The sequence below is a fragment of the Acidobacteriota bacterium genome, from assembly GCA_016700075.1.
GTDB lineage: Bacteria > Acidobacteriota > Blastocatellia > Pyrinomonadales > Pyrinomonadaceae > OLB17.
The window spans coordinates 1,753,746-1,771,900 of the sequence record CP065000.1; the positions used below are offsets into that span (position 1 = coordinate 1,753,746).

An 18,155-nucleotide genomic window follows, 5' to 3' on the forward strand; every position below is an offset into this window, starting at 1 on the left:
CCTAATTCTTGATCGCTGCGATCTCGCCGGACGAATCGGCACGTACGCGGACCGCAGCTAAGTGTTCCCTGTCGATCGCCGTCAGAATGCCGCTGCTTTCGAGCCGGGCAAAAACAGCCTCGGACCGTTTATAGAATGATCGGGCAGCTTCGGCATTGAGTTGGCTGCGGTTTGACGGCTGTAAATTCCCCGGACGGCAGTAGTAGATTTGTTCAGTGATGCCGCCGAACGGCCTCTCCGACCCCGAACAAAGGCCAACGCCCGCATAAGAATCGCCAAGCACGGCATATACTCCCGCAAGATGGCGGACCGCTTTTCTATTCATTGGATCGCTTTCCTCGATGACGCCGGTCAGTACAGCAGCTGCTCTCTCAAGTTCTTGTCTTCCGGCGGACGTTTCGCCCATCGATATCAGTAATTTACCGACAACTATCGAGTGGATCGCGCCGCTGTGACGGCTGCGTGCATTATTGCGATTAGTGTCCGCGGCCTCCCATTTTCTGCGGCTCTCACGCGAACGCTCGATCAGTGCAAGAGCCTCTGCCCTGTCGCCTCGCATCACCGCGAGTTCAGCAAGCGACAGATAAGCGTCGTATTCCTTTCTCGCCAAAAAACTCCATGAGCCTCGCTTCAATTGCTCCCGTGCCAGTTCAGCGGCCTTAGCGTAAGCCTGTTCGGAAGCTGCCGTGTCGCCCGCCTTTTCCCGTATACTGCCGCTAAGAAAATGTACGGACACAGCCGAAATGGCGTTTCTGCCGGTGGAAAGATCCTTCTCCAGTGATCGTTGAGCAATAGCGGCCGCTTCGCTGATAGCGGCCTCGGCAGACCTGATATCGTTTAGGCGGTTGGCATAGTGGTCCGCGATCGTTGCGTAGGTCGATGCCATCTTTGCCGCGGCTTCAGGATCGGACCCATTGGCATCGAGCAACTGAATTCGCTGACGGTAGCCATCGATGGAACGCAGAAAATATTCCCTTGCATCTACATCATGTCCGAGCTCAAGCATGCCGTTCGCGACGTCCGCAAGTGCGGCGGCATACCAACGGACGGCCGGTTCGTCATTTGGGGCGAGTGTGAGGTTGCGTTCCCGAAGAGCCAGCCTTTCCAAACGGTTCTCTAGTGAAGCCTGCAGATCGGTATCGCCGAAAAATTCGTCTTGTTTGTAAAGTACGCGGACAAGCAGGTCGCGATACCGGCCGTCGTCGATCTCACCGTTCAAACGGCGGGCAATAGATTCCGCATTTGCGAGGCTCTCGCGGGCACGTTCGATGTCGATCGATTGATACGCGAATTCGTGTCCAAGCTTCAGATACGCCTCTGCAAGTTCGGCAAGCAGTTCAGGTTCCCTTGTTTGTGCTGCCAAACTGTCCAGAAACTCTGCCGATATCGCTATCAGACGTGCTCGTGCCTCGTGGCTGACCTGGGCCTCATCAAGGCCATCATCCCAGCCGGAAATGAGCGAATTTGATAATTGCCGCACCTGCTCGAAACGTTGATTTGCCCGGTCGCGTTCGGCGGCAGCGGCATTCCATTGCCACATGGCCGCACCGAAGCCCAGCAGAACAGCGACCGCAATCGCGGCCGCAGCGGCCGTCTGCGGACGATGACGTTCTATGAATTTTGACGCCAGATAGCCGAACGACGCGGGCCGTGCCATCACCGGCATACCGGTCAGATGTCGTTCAATGTCCTCTGCGAATTGCATCACCGAGCCGTATCTTCGTTCAGGCTCTTTTCTGAGCGACATCAGAACTATGTTGTCCAGATCGCCGCTCAACCGCCGACGCAGACGGTCGGGCCGCTCATTGCGAAATTCCGCGAGTGTTTCGGGTGTAATTTCCCGGCCGGTTTCACGCGGACGGACGGCGGCCGTCGAAGGCGCATCGGGCTCGGATTCGGCGATGAACTTAGAGATGTCGGCACGCGAACACCCCGCAAGCTCGATCGGGCGATGGCCGCTCATCAGTTCGTAAAGCAGAACGCCGAGGCTGTAGATGTCTGACGCGGTCGTGATCGGCGCACCGGCGACCTGTTCGGGCGACGCATATTCCGGCGTCATCATCCGCATCCCCAACGCGGTCTCTGCCAGCGTCACACCGACGACCTCGTCCGACAGTATTTTTGAAATGCCGAAATCAAGCAGCTTCGGCTCGCCGTCAGTACCGACGAGTATGTTGCTCGGTTTGATGTCGCGGTGGATGATGAGATTCTTATGTGCGAAAGAAACGGCAGAGCAGATCTTTGCAAATAACCGCAACCGGTCGTCGATGTTCAGGCGGTTCTCGTCGCAAAAAGTCGTGACCGGAACGCCTTCGACATATTCCATCACGAAGAACGGACGTCCGTCGTCGGTCGTACCGCCGTTGAGCAGCCGGGCGATGTTCGGATGCTGCAATGCGGCCATCACCTGACGTTCCACCTTGAAACGCCGCAGCACTTCGTCCGTATCCATGCCGCGCTTTATCACCTTAACGGCAGCCTTTTGCTTTAGCTCGACGTGTTCGGCCAGATAAACGATGCCCATGCCGCCCCGGCCGAGGTCGCCGATGACCCGATAATCGCCGATGCGTTCAGGCAGCGTCTCATCGTCAAATGCCAGAGCCGAAGCACCGCCCGAAAAAATGGCGTCCTTCAAGAAGCCGCGTCTTTCCGCGGCCTGCTCGGCGTCGAGCATTGCCCGCAGCTCATCGCACAGAGCGGTGTCGCTGCCGCATTCATCGACTGCAAATCTCCGGCGTTCCGCGGGATCAAGCAACAGAGCACGCTCGAAAAGGTCGTTCAAACGGGCCCAATCTATCGATTCACGCTGTCGCGTCGGTTCAGGCATATTGCTTGCTGTCGAGTTCCTTATACAGCCAACTTCGTGCAAAAGTCCAGCCGCGTTCGACCGTTGAGGGCGAACAATTCAACGCCTGAGCGATCTCTTCGGTTGTCATTCCGCCAAAGAACCGCATCTCGACGATCTCGCATTTCTGCTTGTCGAGCTCTGCGAGCCGGTCAAGAGCTTCGTTCAGATCGAGCAGGTCAAAATTTGTATCGTCAAAGGCGATGGTCAGTCCCTCAAGCGAAGCGGGGCGTTCGGCTCCGCCGCGTTTTTCGGCCTTTTTGGCGACGGCGTGGTTTATCAATATGCGCCGCATCATCTGAGCGGCCAGGCCGTAAAACTGGGCACGATTGCGCCAATCGGTCGTCCGCTGATCTATCAAACGCATATACGCTTCATGCACGAGTGCCGTCGGCTGGAGAGTGTGGTCCGATCTTTCCTTTGCCAGATACGCTCCGGCGATGCCGCGAAGCTCGTCATAAACGAGCGGCAAAAGCTGATCGAGCACGTCACGGTTTCCTTTGCCGTAATCAGCCAGCAGCCTGGTAATGTCGCCCCGTACTTCAGACATATTTGAGGTTTCACGGTATTCTAAACGATTTCCGGCATTATGGATAGAACTTTTCGCCGCTGCCGCAAATTGCCCGGCCATCTCCGTGGTCGGGACGCAGGCTGCCGGCCTGCGATCCGGCGGCCATAGTTGCAGAAGCCCGCGCGTCAGCAAGGGCGATATCCGGAGCTTAGTGGACGAAAGAATCGCGAGTAGAGAATGCGTGCGTTTTTTTTGGTTTGCACTGACGGTTCGCTATCGCCCTTGCTGACGCGCGGGCTTCTGCAACTTTGCCGCGATGTTGCAAAGGCCCGACCGTGAGGGAGGGCGATACACTCAGCATAGTTTCCGGGAAGCCTTTCAGCACTGCGGCTCGCCATCGCCCACCGGCTACTGATTACTGACTAGTCAATTGACTTTTTTGCGTTCTTGCCTATACTTATCGCATATTCTGTCGTCATAGATCGGTCTTCGCTCATGCGTTGCATTTTGAGCGGACCCCGCTTTTCTCAAGAGAACGGTACGCTGTGCGCGTATGCATGACCGACAAGAGATCAGAGCCCTGAGGAGCCCAAAAACCATGAAAAACCGCCGTTTCCGTCTTGCAGCCGTATTGCTTGCTGCCGTAATAGCCGTCTCTTTGCCCGCGATCACCGCCGACGCCGCATCGCAATTCGGCTTTGTCTCCACGATCGGAAGTTTTCTTGGGCTTGAAAGCCCGGAATCGCCTGTCGTTGAGGCCGCTGTACCTGATACGCACGGCATCGACGCCGTAAACTCCATAACCGCCCTCGGCATCGCGTTCACGGAGAATTTTGACAGTATGGGTTTCTTTCAGTCAGCGGCGCTGCCAGATGGCTTTGCACATAGTGGAGTTTTAACCTTTACAAACGTATGGAACGAAGACCAAATTGGCACTTCCCAATGGGCTGGAACAACTGGTATAGGAGCACTTACAGGCACATCTACCGCAGGTGTTTATAATTTTGCTGACGGTCTTAGGGACAGCTCGACAGATCGTTCTTTAGGGATTTTAAACTCCGGTAGCTTTACGTCGCCGCGGTCACTTTTCTTGCGGATCACAAACAACACGGGATCAACGATCGGCAGCCTTGATATCGCTTTCGATTACGAAAAATACCGCTCCGGCTCAAGGGCTTTCGACTGGACGTTCTTTCACGGCTCTACGACCGCACCGGCAACCGCCGCAACCGCGGGCGATCAGTCCTATGCCGCTGATGCCAACAACACTACGGTTTTTAATCCCCCGACGACAATAAGCAAGTCTTTTACGCTCAGCGGCCTCAATATTCCGAACGGCTCGCATTATTACTTGCGTTGGACGCTCACCGGCGTTGGCGGTAGCACAAACGGTCAAGGTCTCGGAATAGACAACCTCGGCATCACCGCATATGGCGTTCCGCCGGTCTGCCCGGCGGGATCGTGGTACAACGGCACTTCTTGTGTCGCGGCAAGCCCCGGATTTTTCGTTCCTACATCGGGAGCAACTTCGCAGACGCCGTGCTCGGCCGGCACGTATCAGCCGAATTCGGGTTCCACCTCTTGCCTCTTCGCCCCTGCGGGCACTTTTGTTTCGACCACCGCCGCGACCTCGCCGACGCTCTGCTCCGCGGGAACATTTCAACCGAACGTTGGACAGGCGTCGTGCATACTCGCACCGGCGGGAACGTTCGTCAGCACGACAGGCGCTACCGCGCCCACGCAATGTCCCTCAGGCCGCTATCAGCCGAACACAGGCCAGACATCGTGCATACTCGCAAGCCCCGGCAATTTCGTAGCAACATCGGGAGCGACTTCGCAGACGCAGTGCCCCGTAGGAACATTTCAGCCGAATTCCGGTGCGACGTCGTGCCTGTTTGCACCGGCGGGAAGCTTTGTCAGCACGACCGGAGCTACCGCGTCCACGCAATGCGCCGCCGGCAGCTATCAGCCGAACACCGGCCAGTCGTCCTGCATGCTCGCAAGCCCGGGCTTTTACGTGCCCGATCCGGGTGCGACGGCCCAGATAGCTTGTCCCGCCGGCACTACGTCGGGAACAGGCGCGACCGCCTGTACGCCGCTCGCCAGCCCGCCGATCGTTTCGACAGACGCCGCCACCAGCGTGACCGCAACCTCGGCTACGCTCAATGGCACCGCGAACCCGAACGGCGACGCCGCGACCGGCTGGTTCCGTTATTCGACGGTCAGCCCCGGAACGTGCAACGACAGTTTCGGCACGCGTGCTCCTTCGACCGGCGGAACGAGCCTCGGCAGCGGCACGAGCGGCGTCCCGTATAGCTTTGGTATTACCGGGCTTGTCGCCGGCACACAATATTTTTTCTGCGCCATCGCACAGAACAGCGGCGGCACATCGTTCGGCGCCGTGCAGACATTTACTCCCGTCGGCCCGCCCACTGTCACGACCAACGCCGCGACGAGCGTTACGGCGATTACGGCAACCGTGAGCGGCTTAGCAACCCCGAACGGATCGGCCACGACAGCCTGGTTCCGCTATTCAGCGACCGATCCGGGTACGTGTAATGACACGTTCGGCACACGTGCCCCTACGACCGGCGGAGCCTCGCTCGGCAGCGGCACTTCGCCCACCGCGTATAACCGCTCGATAACCGGCCTCATTCCCGCGACGACCTATTATTTCTGCGCGATCGCTCAAAACGCCGAGGGCACTTCGTTCGGCAGTGTGCTGAGCTTTACGACGCTTGCGAATGCTCCGACCGTGGGGACATCTGCCGCCAACGGTTTTGTTTCAGGCGGGGCAACGCTCAACGGATTCGCAAACCCGGGCGGAGCCGCGACGACCGGCTGGTTCCGGTATTCGACGACAAACCCCGGAACCTGTAACGACTCATTCGGCACGCGCGCTCCGTTGTCGGGCGGCACTTCGCTAGGCAGCGGCACGACGAGCGGTCCTTTTTCTCAGTCGATCACCGGGCTCGTTACCGGTACGATCTATTTCTACTGTGCGATCGCGGAGAATTCCATCGGCAAATCCTTTGGCACTGTTATGGGCTTAATTGCTCAGGATGCCCCGACGGTGACGACCAACGCCGCCACGGCGGTCACTGCATCGGTGGCTACGCTGAATGGCGCCGCAAACCCGAACGGTTCCGCGACGACAGGCTGGTTCCGTTATTCAACGACGGACCCCGGAACGTGTAATGACACATTCGGCACACGTGCTCCGACGTCCGGCGGATCGAGCCTCGGTTCCGGAACGTCGCTCGCCAATTACTCGCAGGCGATAGCCGGACTCGCACCCGCGACGACCTACTACTATTGCGCGATCGCGTCGAACGCCATCGGAACGGAATTCGGCAGCGTGCTGTCGTTCACAACGAACGCTTTACCGCCGACCGTCTCGACATCTGCGGCAACGCTCGTAACAAATTCGTCCGCCCAGTTGAACGGATCGGCCAACCCCGGCGGAGCCGAGACGACCGGCTGGTACCGCTACGCTACGGCGAGCCCGGGCACCTGTAACGATTCATTCGGCACGCGTGCTCCTTCGACCGGCGGAACGAGCCTCGGCAGCGGCACGACGAGCGTCGGATATTCGCAGGCGATCACGGGGCTGTCGGCTTCGACGACATATTATTTCTGCGCAATAGCTCAAAACTCTGAAGGCACGTCATTCGGTGCGGTTCAGCAGTTCACTACCACAGCTCCGCCGCCGGCGGTGCAGTTCGCGGCTTCGACGTTCATGGATGATGAGTCGCAGAGTGCTGTGATCACGGTGACGAGGACAGGCAGTTTGGCTGTGGCGTCGAGCGTAGATGTCGTGCTGACGGACGGGACGGCGACAGGCGGTGCTGATTGCACGACGTCGGGTGTGGATTATGTTTACACGGGGCCGGTGACGCTGAACTTTGCGATCAATGACGATTCCGAGTCTTTCAGCGTACCTCTGTGCGGTGATGTGATCAATGAAGGCACAGAGACCGTGGATCTGTCTTTGACCAGCAACGTCAACGCCGACATCGGCTCGCCGAATACCGCGGTTCTGTTGATAAACGACACCGCATCGCAGTTCCGCAATGCGACAGCGATAGATATGTTCTTGGGAACGGCAGGATCACCGAATCCTTCGACCATCAACGTCACCGGCGGACCGACGGTCATAGGTTCAATGAGAGTTACTCTGTATGACCTGTCGCACGATATCCCGGACAACATAGACATACTGCTCATAGGGCCGAACGGTGCAAAGTATGTGCTGATGGGCGATACCGGCGGGCCTTTCACTATAGATGTGAATTCGCCTGTAACGCTGAGCTTTACTGACAGTGCTGCGGCGGTGCTGCCTGATTCGAATGTGCTGACGACAGGCACATACCTGCCCACGACCTGCGAGACGCCTGTGACGAACTTTGCGGGAGCTCCTGCAGGGCCGTACATCGAACCGGGCTGTGTCGTATCAAGGCCCGTCACGCAGACGATGTTCGGGGCATTCGGGCTGACAAGCCCTATGGGCAACTGGAACCTCTATGTCCGAGACGACAACGGCTCACCGCTCACAATGACGGCCATCGGAAGCATCGCAGGCGGTTGGGGACTGGAGTTCCTGCCTCCGACCGCAGCAGGTGTTGAAGTGTCAGGCCGCGTCCTCACATCTGACGGCAGAGGCTTACGCAACGCCACAGTGACGATGACCGACGGACAAGGCGTTACGCGATCCGCTGTCACATCCAGCTTCGGTTACTACCGTTTCGAGGGCGTGCCTGTGGGCGATTCGTTCGTGATGACGGTCAACTCACGCAGCTACCGCTTCGTTCCCCGTGTTGTAACAGTCACCGATACGCTGACCGATGTCGATTTCGTGGGACTGGAGTGACACGTCGGACCGCAGGCTGCCAGCATGCATCTTGTCAGAACCACCTGCGGCAGCGGATGGTTGTTCGCCGGACCGCAGGCTGCCAGCCTGCATCTTGTCAGAACCACCTGCGGTAGCGGGTGGTTGTTCGCCGGACCGCAGGCTGGTGGCCTGCAATGTATTATAGCAAGAGCAACCAAGCTGCCTGCGGTCCGACAGAATTGCCCGCTCTTTGAAGCGGGGTATTTTGTTAAAGAACGAAGTTGCAGAGGCCCGCGCGTAAGCAAGGGCGATAGCGAACGACCAAAGCATACAAAATGATCACAGGCATCTTCCGGCGAAGCTCCTCCCGTATGACGACGCTCCGGATATCGCCCTTGCTTACGCGCGGGCTTCTGCAACCTCAGCAGGCTTCCAGCCTGCATCTTGTCAGAACCACCTGCGGTAGCGGGTGGTTGTTCGCCGGCCCGCAACCAAGCTGCCTGCGGTCCGACAGAACTGCCCCGCTCTTAACGAGCGGGGTATTTTGTTGAAGAACGAAGTTGCAGAGGCCCGCGCGTAAGCAAGGGCGATAGCGAACGACCAAAGCATACAAGATGATCACAGGCATCTTCCGGCAAAGCTCCTCCCGCATGACGCTCCGGATATCGCCCTTGCTTACGCGCGGGCCTCTGCAACCTCTGCAGGCTGGCAGCCTGCGGTCCGACAAGAATGCATCACCTGCCGAAGCGGATGGTTCTTGCTATTTTGTCTTCTCGATGTGTTTTACGAGGTCGGCGGCCTTGTTACGGGCCATAAGCGGGAGCCGCTCGTCCGACGCAAGCTGTGTGAGGAAAGGGACCAGATTTTTCGGATCTGAGATGTCGTTTCTCTTGACGTAGCTTTCGATCAGGTTCATCAGGCCGGGCGACTGCAGCGGCTGGTTGTCGCGAGCTGATGCTATCTCGAACCGCCAAGTGAATTCATTTGCGATACGGCGATATTCGTCCATCAAGGCTTTCGCCTGTTTGTTGTCCGTCCAGTTATAGCGTGCTGTGCGTTCGCGGCCCATCCGACGAAGCGTCAGTTCGATGGTGCCCATGTGCGAGTAGTCACGAGGAACCTGGTAGCTTTCGGTCGAGTTCAGAAAATCGAGAGCTTCGAATGCCGAACGCAGCGACGACATCGTTTTTGCTGTGAGCGACAGCGGGTCGGTTATCTCTTCATCGTAGCCGAGTTTCTTGAATGTGAAGGTTCCTTTACCGGAAGCGTCGTGTTCGATGACGACGCGTTCGTATGTAAAACCCGGACGAATGAATACGTACGTATATTCGGGCCTCTCTTGAGCGGCGGGAACAATGATCGGTTGGGCCTGCTGAGCCGAAGGGGCCGCGGGCCGCGAGTTTTTTTTCGGCTCCTCTTTTGGAACCTCAGTTACTACGGGCACTGCCGCAGGCTTAGGAGTCTCTTCCACGACCGTGACCGCGGCCTTTGCGGGCTTGCGTTTTGCCGCTTTTGCCTTTGTTTGGGAAAAAACGTCGGAGTCGAACACGAATACGCTACCCGCAATAACCGACGCCGCAAATGCGGCCCTCCAACCTATCGATCTTTCCGAGAAATTCGCCATTATACTGCTGCCCTGCAACGCACCTATGATGCGGCGGGCAAACAGGAAGTTTACAACATCGGTGTGAAGTTTAATCAAACTTGACGGAGACAATTTTCGAAACGCCGGGCTCCTGCATCGTGACGCCGTAGAGCGCACGTGCGGCCTCCATCGTCTTTTTGTTGTGCGTGATGACGATGAATTGCGTTCTTTCAGACATATCGGCGACCTTTTGCGCAAAGCGGCCGACGTTCGCGTCATCCAGCGGAGCATCTACCTCGTCAAGCAGACAGAAAGGCGACGGACGGTATTTGAAGATCGCAAGTACTAGCGCAATGGCTGTCATCGCCTTTTCGCCGCCGGAGAGAAGTAGAATGTTTTGAAGACGTTTGCCCGGCGGCTGCGCGACTATTTCTATGCCTGCATCCAGAATATCGTCGGACTCAAGCAGCGTCATCTCGCCCTGTCCGCCGCCGAATAGCTCGCGGAAAAATTCGGTGAAATTCTGATTGATCGCTTCAAATGCCGTCTTGAAACGCTCGCGTGAACGCTGCTTTATCTCACGAAGTGCCTCTTCGGTCGCGGCTATGCTGTCAACTATGTCCTGCCGCTGCGATGTAAGGAACTGATGCCGCTCTTCTGCCTCGGCCAGCTCCTCGAGAGCGAGCATGTTTATCGCTCCGAATCCCTCCAGCCTGTCGCGAAGATCGTCCGCGTGACGACGAGTTTCGGCAAGGTCGAGTTCTTCCGGCAGTTCGACCTCCGCCATCAGGTCGTTAATGGCGATGTTGAGTTCGTGGACGCAATTCTCTGAAACGTTCTTCAGCTCGGTCGCCGCCTCTGCCTGACGCACTTCGATCTCGGCACGGCGGTCGCGTGCCTCGGCTGCCTGCCGATTAAGCTCGGCGAGTTCTTCGCTCGCCCGATCCGACGCTTCGCGTGCGGCCGACAAAGCCGCTATGGCATCGGCGATCTCGGTGTCCTCGCGTTCCACCTCGACACCTGAATTCGCGATGCGGTCAGTGATCGCTGTGATCTCTTCATGAAGCGAGCGTATCTTGCCCTCTGCCTCGGCAAGCTCGACCGACTGCAGATTGAGCCGGCTTTCAAATTCGCGGCTTTCGTTCTCGACACGCCGCAGAGCATTCACGGCGGCACGCCTGCGTTCGTCCGAGGTCGCGGCCGTCATGCGCTTTTCATTGAGAACGGCGTCAGCGGCATGCGTCCGCGAACGTGCCTCCGCCAATGATCCGGCGAGTGCTTCGATCCCGCTGCTCGCCTCTGTCAGGGCTTTTTCTGCTTCGGTTTTTCCGCTTAGGGCCTCGGCCTTTCGTTCCTCGATCTCGGCGAGTTCCGAGCGGATCTGGCCCGCCTCGTCAGCGACCAATTTCCGATGCCGTTCGGCACGCTCTATCTCTTCTTTCGCGGCGAGGACCTGTATCTGCAGCCCATGAATACCGCGATCGACCTTGATGATCAGGGACTGCAGGTCGACCATCTTGCTTTCACTCTCGATCAGACGGCTTCGTGCAGATTCGACCTTTGCGACCGATGCCTCGATGTCGCCGACGAGCCGACGCGTGTCTTTCGCAAGCTGTGTAAGTTCGCGTTTGAATGCCAGCAGCGAGTCATTCTGGCCTGCAGCGTTTCCGTCACCGCTGATGAACAGCCGTCCGCCGATCAAAATATCGCCCGAGCGGTCAACGTAAACGCCCGTGCCCGCGTTTCCATTGGACGGCAGGGCATCGACCAGCTGGGCAGACATCTCGCGGGCGAAAACGCCGCTGAGTGCATCGGCAGTTCTCTTCGAAATGCCGAGAACGCCCGCAATGCCTTCTGCGGGCTCTTCGTTCTGTTCCGACGGCGGAAGGACGACCATCGCCGCACGGCCTATACCCTGCGAACGCAGCCACGCGGTCGCGCGTTTCGCGTCATCGACGGATTCGACACAGATGGCCTCAAGCCACGGCCCGAATAGCGATTCGATCGCCGATTCGGCATCGGGCGTGACGTGCAGGCGGTCAGCCAATACGCCGTGAAAACGGACGCCGATCTCATCCGCAGAGTTCAGAATCTTTTGCACCTGCGGAGCGTAAACGGCACGCTTTTCTTCGAGTTCCTTGAGCGTCTCAAGCCGATGTTTCTTTGCCGAATGCTCCTCCTGAAGAGCCTGCAAGGCCGATTCCGCGGCACGCAAAGCGTCGCGGTCGGCCGCGGTTTCGGCCATCAGCGTTTCCTTTTCGGCATTTAGCGATATTAGCTTTGCCTCTTCCTCGGCAAGGTTCGCCGCAAGTTCCTCCGCGGTCTTCTGATTTGCAGTGAATGCACCGGCCGCACGTTCGCCTTCGACATCGAGGCCCGCGGCACGGTCGTTCAAACGACGAATGTTGTTGTCGAGCTGTTTTGCGATCTCGTCAAAACGCTCGGCAGCGGCGGTGTGCTGTATGAGATGCGTGCGGAGTTCGTCGAGCTTTGTCTCGATCTCAGCCAGAGCTGACGCCTCGCGTGCATGCACCTCTTCGGCATGTGTGAGCTCCTCGTGGACCTGTTGATAGGCCGCCGTTTCACGCTGTTCGTCCCCACGCAGGCGTTCTATCTCCGTAGCGAGCAGCTCGATCCGCTGTTTGCTTGCCGCGATCTCGCCGCGAAGACTTTCGCAACGTGTATTCAGCGAAACAAGCTGATCTGATTTATACAGATGCTCGCGTTCGGCACGATCGCGTTCGAGGGCATTGTGCGAATGTATCTTCCGCAACTCCGCGAGGCTTTCCTCTGCTGTGCGCGAACGAAGTGTCTGCTCCTTTGCCGCGTTCTCCTTGTCCGCGAGCTGCTGGTGCAGGGCCTCTTCTTCCTTCGACGCTTCGGCAAGGCGCTGTCTCAACTCATCGGAAAGCTGTGCGAAATGGCGGCCTTCGGCTGCATAAAGCGTGCGGAGCAGGCCGCGGAATTCTTCCTGCAGCAGCTTGAAACGTCGGGTTTTGGCGGCCTGCCTGCGAAGTGAATTCACCCGCGTTTCGACCTCTGAAACGATATCGTAAATGCGGGCGAGATTGGTCTTTGCAGATTCCAGACGCGATTCAGCAGCACGCTGGCGGGCTCGGAATTTTGAGATGCCGGCCGCCTCTTCGATCAGGCTGCGTCGGTCTGCAGGCTTGGCAGAGAGTATTTGTCCGATGCGTCCCTGCTCGATGATCGCGTAATGAGCTCCCGACAGGCCGGTTCCTGCGAACAGGTCCGTAATGTCGCGCAGACGGCATGTCTTGCCGTTGAGCATATATTCGCTCTCGCCCGAAAGATAAAGCCGACGAGTGACGGAAACCGCCTCGCCGGGAGCGAAATCCAACGCGAATGAACGCGGCCGCCAATGGCGTTTTGTCTTTACCTTTGTCTGGACGACCTGAGCGGAACCCACCGCAAGTGCCTTCACCGTCTCGATCTGTTCAGATTCCGCTGCCTCAGTTTTCTCCGGCTGATCCGCGTCAGGTTCTGCGATGGCTTCGACAAGTTCGGCCGCTTCTTCAGGTTCCGGGTCGATGCCCTCGATCTCATTCATGTCGACCGAGGCATCGTCTATGGAACTGAGGCGCTCATCGATGTCCTCAAGCTCGCCTTCGTCGATGTCGAACGTCGAATCATCGCGAACAAGATGCAGGACGACCTCTGCCATTCCTCCCGGTTTTCGGTCTTTCGTCCCTGCGAAAACGACGTCTTTCATCTCGCCGCCGCGAAGGCTTTTCGCGCGCTGTTCTCCCAGGACCCAGGAAATTGCGTCGGATACATTCGATTTGCCGCAACCGTTCGGCCCGACGACGGCAGTGATGCCGTTGCCGGTAAAGACTATCTCGGTGTGGTCGGCAAAGGACTTGAAACCGGTGATCTCGAGGCGCTGGAGCTTAAACATTCTATAGTGCTCTTGATTTAAAGAAGCACTATATTTTGTGGCATTTGTAGTGTTAAGTCAACCTTAATTTCGCGGCTCAGCGTCCTTAGATCATTTCGCTCCCGACGTCACGCAGCCCCTGCTTTTCGGCTCGTTCATGGTCAAGTTCGGTGAGGACGTCGAGCAGAAAATTCGTATTGTTGGAAACCACGATCACGACCGGAAATTCCTGTTGTGATGTGGAAAATTCAAAAGTACCGCCGTTGATCTCGATAAGATCGCGAAAAGCCGTCTGTCCGTTGTGCCCATTGCATTCCGCATCGACGATCTTGCCTTCGTTGAACGCGACATTGCCCATGTGCAGGTCAGATTTTATGACGAGCAAGCCAGTCATTTTCGCACTTTCGATGACCTGAACCGCGTCAAACAGGCTGACGTAAGCAAGGTTTCCTGCAAAAGTGACGTCGGTACGTATCTGCTGCGGTTTTCGGTCGCGGCCTTCGGCAAACTCGGGCCTGCGTGCACGCCGGATCGCCTCGAGTCCCGGAGCTACTGAAATGCGCGGGTCGAGCAGCTTTGCCTCTTGCAGGCGGTCGTAGGCGATGTCGAAATCTTCGCGAGCGATGTATAAGCTGACAAGAGCCAAACATTGCCGTGCGGCCTCGCTAAGGTTCTTTTGCCGGACGCAGATATCCCGCATCTTTTCACGCAGCGGTATTGACCGCGGACTGCGTTCGATCGACGCTCGGAGCAGGTCAAAGGCCTTCTCAGGCGAACTGTATTTGATGAACAGATCCGCATCGAGAAGTACGGATTCGATGGTGGTTTCGGTGACGGGCAGCGACGGAGATTCGAGGACCTGATTCATAGCAGATGCGTGAACAAAAATGTTCAACACCTGATTTTAGCACAGCAAACGCTGTGTGTAACTAATATTTTCTACGAAAAAAGAGGCTGCCATTTCAGACAGCCTCCGGAAAAGATCATCGCGGAAAGAGTTAAAAATCGAAACGCATTCCGAGACGGATCTGACGCTGGCGATAGGTGCGTGTCGGGACAAGGAAAGCCTGCTGCGCTGCGACGTTGCCGACCTGTGCCAGGCCGCTGAAATCGATAAACCCTGCACCGTAAGCAAAGACCGCGGCATTCAGGATATTGTCGAACTGAGCAACAGGGCGTATTCGGTACCGCTCTTTGAAGCGGAATTCGCGAGTAATGTTCAGATCGAACGTGTAAAAGCTCGGGCCCGTTCCCACATTTCGCGGCAGGTTGCCGCCGCGGGCACCGATCGGAGGCAGCGAGAACTGAGCGATCAATGCTGTCGGAATTGGCGAACCGGGCGGCCTCCATTTGATATCCGAAAGATTGCCGGCGAAATTCGGCCGGTCGGTCGAATTGTCGTCGAGGTTGCGGTCACTGCCGCCGTTGCCGAGGCTGAACGGCGCCGAGCTTCCCCAGCGAACAAGCGGCGAGAACCGCAGTTTGCCCATCCACCACGGCGTATCAAAGGTACCGGTGAATGCTATGCGGTGACGGCGATCCTGTCGTGACCTTGCCCATTCCGAATCGAAATCACCATCTATCTGAGCATTTGACGTATTGTTCAGGCCGTCATCCTTGGTGCTTGAGAGCGTATAAACAAACCGCAATGAAGAACCAAATCCTGCTCCAAGCGGGCGATAACGACGCCGCAATTCGAGCACAAGCCCCTGATAATAGGCGTTGCCGATGGACCTGATGACCGATTGCTCACCAAAGTTAGGATTCGGACGAAATTGTGCGATGGCCGCACGAGCGATGCCGATAGGGCCGCCGGTCGCATTGTTGTTATTGCCGGTCGATGCCGCTGCCGGAGCGGTTGTTGACGTATTTGTCGTGTTCAGGTTGACGACGCAGGTGTTATTGGTCGTAAAACTGCACGTCGATACGCCGCTGGTATCGGTCGTTGAGCCGAGCGTGAATGTATAGTTACGGATGGTACCGTTTTGGTTGGTCAGCTGGAAGCTATTCGCCAACAGCCACTGAGTCCAGTCGGCAAAACCGGCCGGAAGCCGCGCCTTGTTGCCGTTGGTATCCCGCCAAAGATGTACCGTTTTATTAACGGTAAAGTTTGCCTCAAAAAGCCAATCGCGGTTGATCTCACGTTCAAAACCTATGTTGTACTGATAGCTTTCCGGGATGACCAGATTCGGGTCAACCGTCCTCAGCGGATTGCCCGTGCTTGTAACGCTGTCGCGAAAGCCGGTGGAGGTCGTACAGGGAGCCGGCGGATTGACCACCGTCGGACAAACTGATGTAAGCAGTGCTCGAATGTCATCAGGGGTCGCGAAGGCGTTGGGGAAATTCTGTGCGATCGCATTGAGGATCGCAACTCGCCGCGGATCTGTGGCCGCTGTACCGATAAGGTTCGTATCGAAAGAGACGAGGTTTCCGCCAGTGTTCTGGATCGAATCGGCAACGGTCCTGAGAAGGACGCGGTTGTAGAAGATGCCCGCACCCGCACGGATCACGCCTCGGCCTTTCTTAAAAGGATCCCACGCAACGCCGATACGCGGCCCGATATTGTTATTGTCGGTGACCGCAGTTTCGCGTTCATAACGAACGCCGAAGCTAAGCGTGAGATTCGACTTGATCTTGAACTCGTCGTTAAAAAAGACGCCCCAATAGGTGTTGATGACGTCGGAGCGTGTGCCGTAATTCTGACGGTATCGCGAGAGGACGTTGTTCTGGAAATTCAAGATTCCGGTGAAGTTGAACGTTCCGGTAGCATCGCCGAGGCCGAGTGCCTTTGAGCGCACGCGCATGATGTCAAAGCCCATCTTCAGGCTGTGCCGCCCCGCGAGGTACGTCAGTGAATCCTGGATCTGGATCCTCGTCTCGCGGCGATTCTGCGGAAAGCCGGTCGCGTCGCCCGTGATCGCCGCCGTCGAATTACCGGCGATCAGCGTCTGTGTGCCGCCGAACTGCGGGTTCTGATAACTGATCAGGACCACCGGGCCTGTCGCGTTATCAGTCTGGAAGCTTGGCTCGTAGATAGAATACTGGCCGCGGATCTGGTTAACGGCACGGGCACTGAAAACGTGATTGTTCGTAAAGTTGAATGCGTCCGTATCTATGTTCCTGACCTGAAGAGCGTCATCAAGCCGCGTGGTCGATTGGAAGGTCGTACGCCTGTTCGCACGGCGGCCGAACTGATAACCGAATGTCGCATTGTTACGCTGCGAGAAATTGTGATCGACGCGGGCGGTCAGTCGGTGAGCCAGGTTCGGGGTTGCAACGATCGCCTGGTACGGCAAGATCGGGGTCGGCGGCGAACTGCTCGGATCGTTGCAGGTCACGCCTGCGGGACACTGCAGATTGCCCTGCGGCAGCGGGAATCTCGGATTGCTGCCGACGGGAAGCCATGTATCAATAAAGGTCGAGTCCTGAACATTCTCGTATTCATAGGCGACCGAGAAAAAGGTCTTTCTACGGCCGTCGTAGAATGGCAGCCTAACGGGACCGCTAAGGAAAAAGCCGGGATTGTACTCAGTCAGCGGCTGACGCGAAAAACCGCGGCTGTTGTTATACCAGCTGTTAGCGTTCAGGTTGTCGTCTCGGAAGAAAAAGAACGCTCGGCCGCGGAAACGGTTGGAGCCGGCACGCGTTCTGATATTGATCCGACCGCCCGAAGCTCGCCCGTATTCGGCCGAGAACTGATTCGAGATGACCTGAACCTCTGCAATTCCCTCAAGCGAAGGCTGAAAACGTTCTCGCGATGAACGGTCGTCGTTGTTATCAAGCCCGTCGATCGTCAGGTTGTTCGAATATGCCACGCCGCCGGAAAGCGAGAAATTTCCCTGCTCAAGCGGTGCTGTCGGCGAATTCTGGAATCTGTCGTCTGAGAGGCCGCTTGTCGACAGCTGCTCTTCGGAGGTGCCGCCAAGTGTCAGAACGAGATCGAGAGCATTTCGTGTGTTGTTCGGCAGCTCCTCGATCTCGCGTTCCGTGATGGTGCCGCCGACGATGGTTCTGGTCGTATCCACGAGCGGCCCGTCGTCTTCAATGACGGTGACCGTCATTTCTTCGCGAATGTCAGCAGGTGAAAGTTTGAAATCCTTTAGAAGGTTCTGGGCAGAAACGGTGGGCGTCGGCGGCGTTTCGAGTGTGCCGAAACCGCTGGCGGCAGCGGAGATCTTGTATGTGCCGGGCTTTAGTTTGATAAGCCGGTATCTGCCGTCGTCGTCCGTGACGACCGACCGCTTTTCGCTTGTTTCGACCAGAGTCGCAGTGACGGTCGCACCGACGACAGGCAGGCCGTTAGCGTCGGTCACGCGGCCTGAGATAGTGACGTCGTCAAGGTCCTGAGCGAATGCACCAATTACCAAGAACATCGAGCACACAAACGCGCCGATGATCCTTCTAAATCCATGAAATGACATTTCGAAATACTCCTGAAAACTATGCTACGAATCAAAAAATCGTAACTCAGAAGCAACGCGAAAG

The 18,155-nt window shown here is 57.2% G+C and carries 7 protein-coding genes; 1 reads left to right on the top strand and 6 read right to left on the bottom strand.

What is annotated here, in order from left to right; genetic code table 11:
- Position 1 precedes the first annotated feature (1 nt).
- A complete protein-coding gene (locus IPM50_07915; protein QQS31612.1) occupies positions 2-2,827 on the bottom strand; it encodes a serine/threonine protein kinase in 2,826 nt (941 codons plus the stop codon).
- Positions 2,820-3,395, bottom strand: coding sequence for a sigma-70 family RNA polymerase sigma factor (locus tag IPM50_07920; protein QQS31613.1), 576 nt, complete (start codon positions 3,393-3,395; stop codon positions 2,820-2,822). Before IPM50_07920 ends, IPM50_07915 begins: the two co-directional genes overlap by 8 nt.
- 559 nt (positions 3,396-3,954) lie before the next feature.
- On the opposite strand from IPM50_07920, the gene IPM50_07925 reads away from it, so the two are divergent.
- Positions 3,955-8,226, top strand: coding sequence for a carboxypeptidase regulatory-like domain-containing protein (locus IPM50_07925; protein ID QQS31614.1), 4,272 nt, complete (start codon positions 3,955-3,957; stop codon positions 8,224-8,226).
- 721 nt (positions 8,227-8,947) lie between these two features.
- On the opposite strand, the gene IPM50_07930 is transcribed toward IPM50_07925, so the two are convergent.
- From IPM50_07930 to IPM50_07945, 4 genes are all read right to left on the bottom strand, one after another.
- Complete coding sequence (locus IPM50_07930) at positions 8,948-9,889, bottom strand: hypothetical protein (protein ID QQS31615.1); 942 nt, start codon at positions 9,887-9,889, stop codon at positions 8,948-8,950.
- A complete protein-coding gene (smc, locus tag IPM50_07935; protein QQS31616.1) occupies positions 9,882-13,691 on the bottom strand; it encodes a chromosome segregation protein SMC in 3,810 nt (1,269 codons plus the stop codon). The genes IPM50_07930 and smc overlap by 8 nt, the downstream gene beginning before the upstream one ends.
- Before the next feature lie 85 nt (positions 13,692-13,776).
- Positions 13,777-14,568, bottom strand: coding sequence for a DUF4388 domain-containing protein (locus IPM50_07940; protein ID QQS31617.1), 792 nt, complete (start codon positions 14,566-14,568; stop codon positions 13,777-13,779).
- A gap of 100 nt (positions 14,569-14,668) precedes the next feature.
- Entirely contained in the window at positions 14,669-18,091 is a 3,423-nt protein-coding gene (locus IPM50_07945; protein ID QQS31618.1) for a TonB-dependent receptor, read from the bottom strand.
- Positions 18,092-18,155 lie beyond the last annotated feature (64 nt).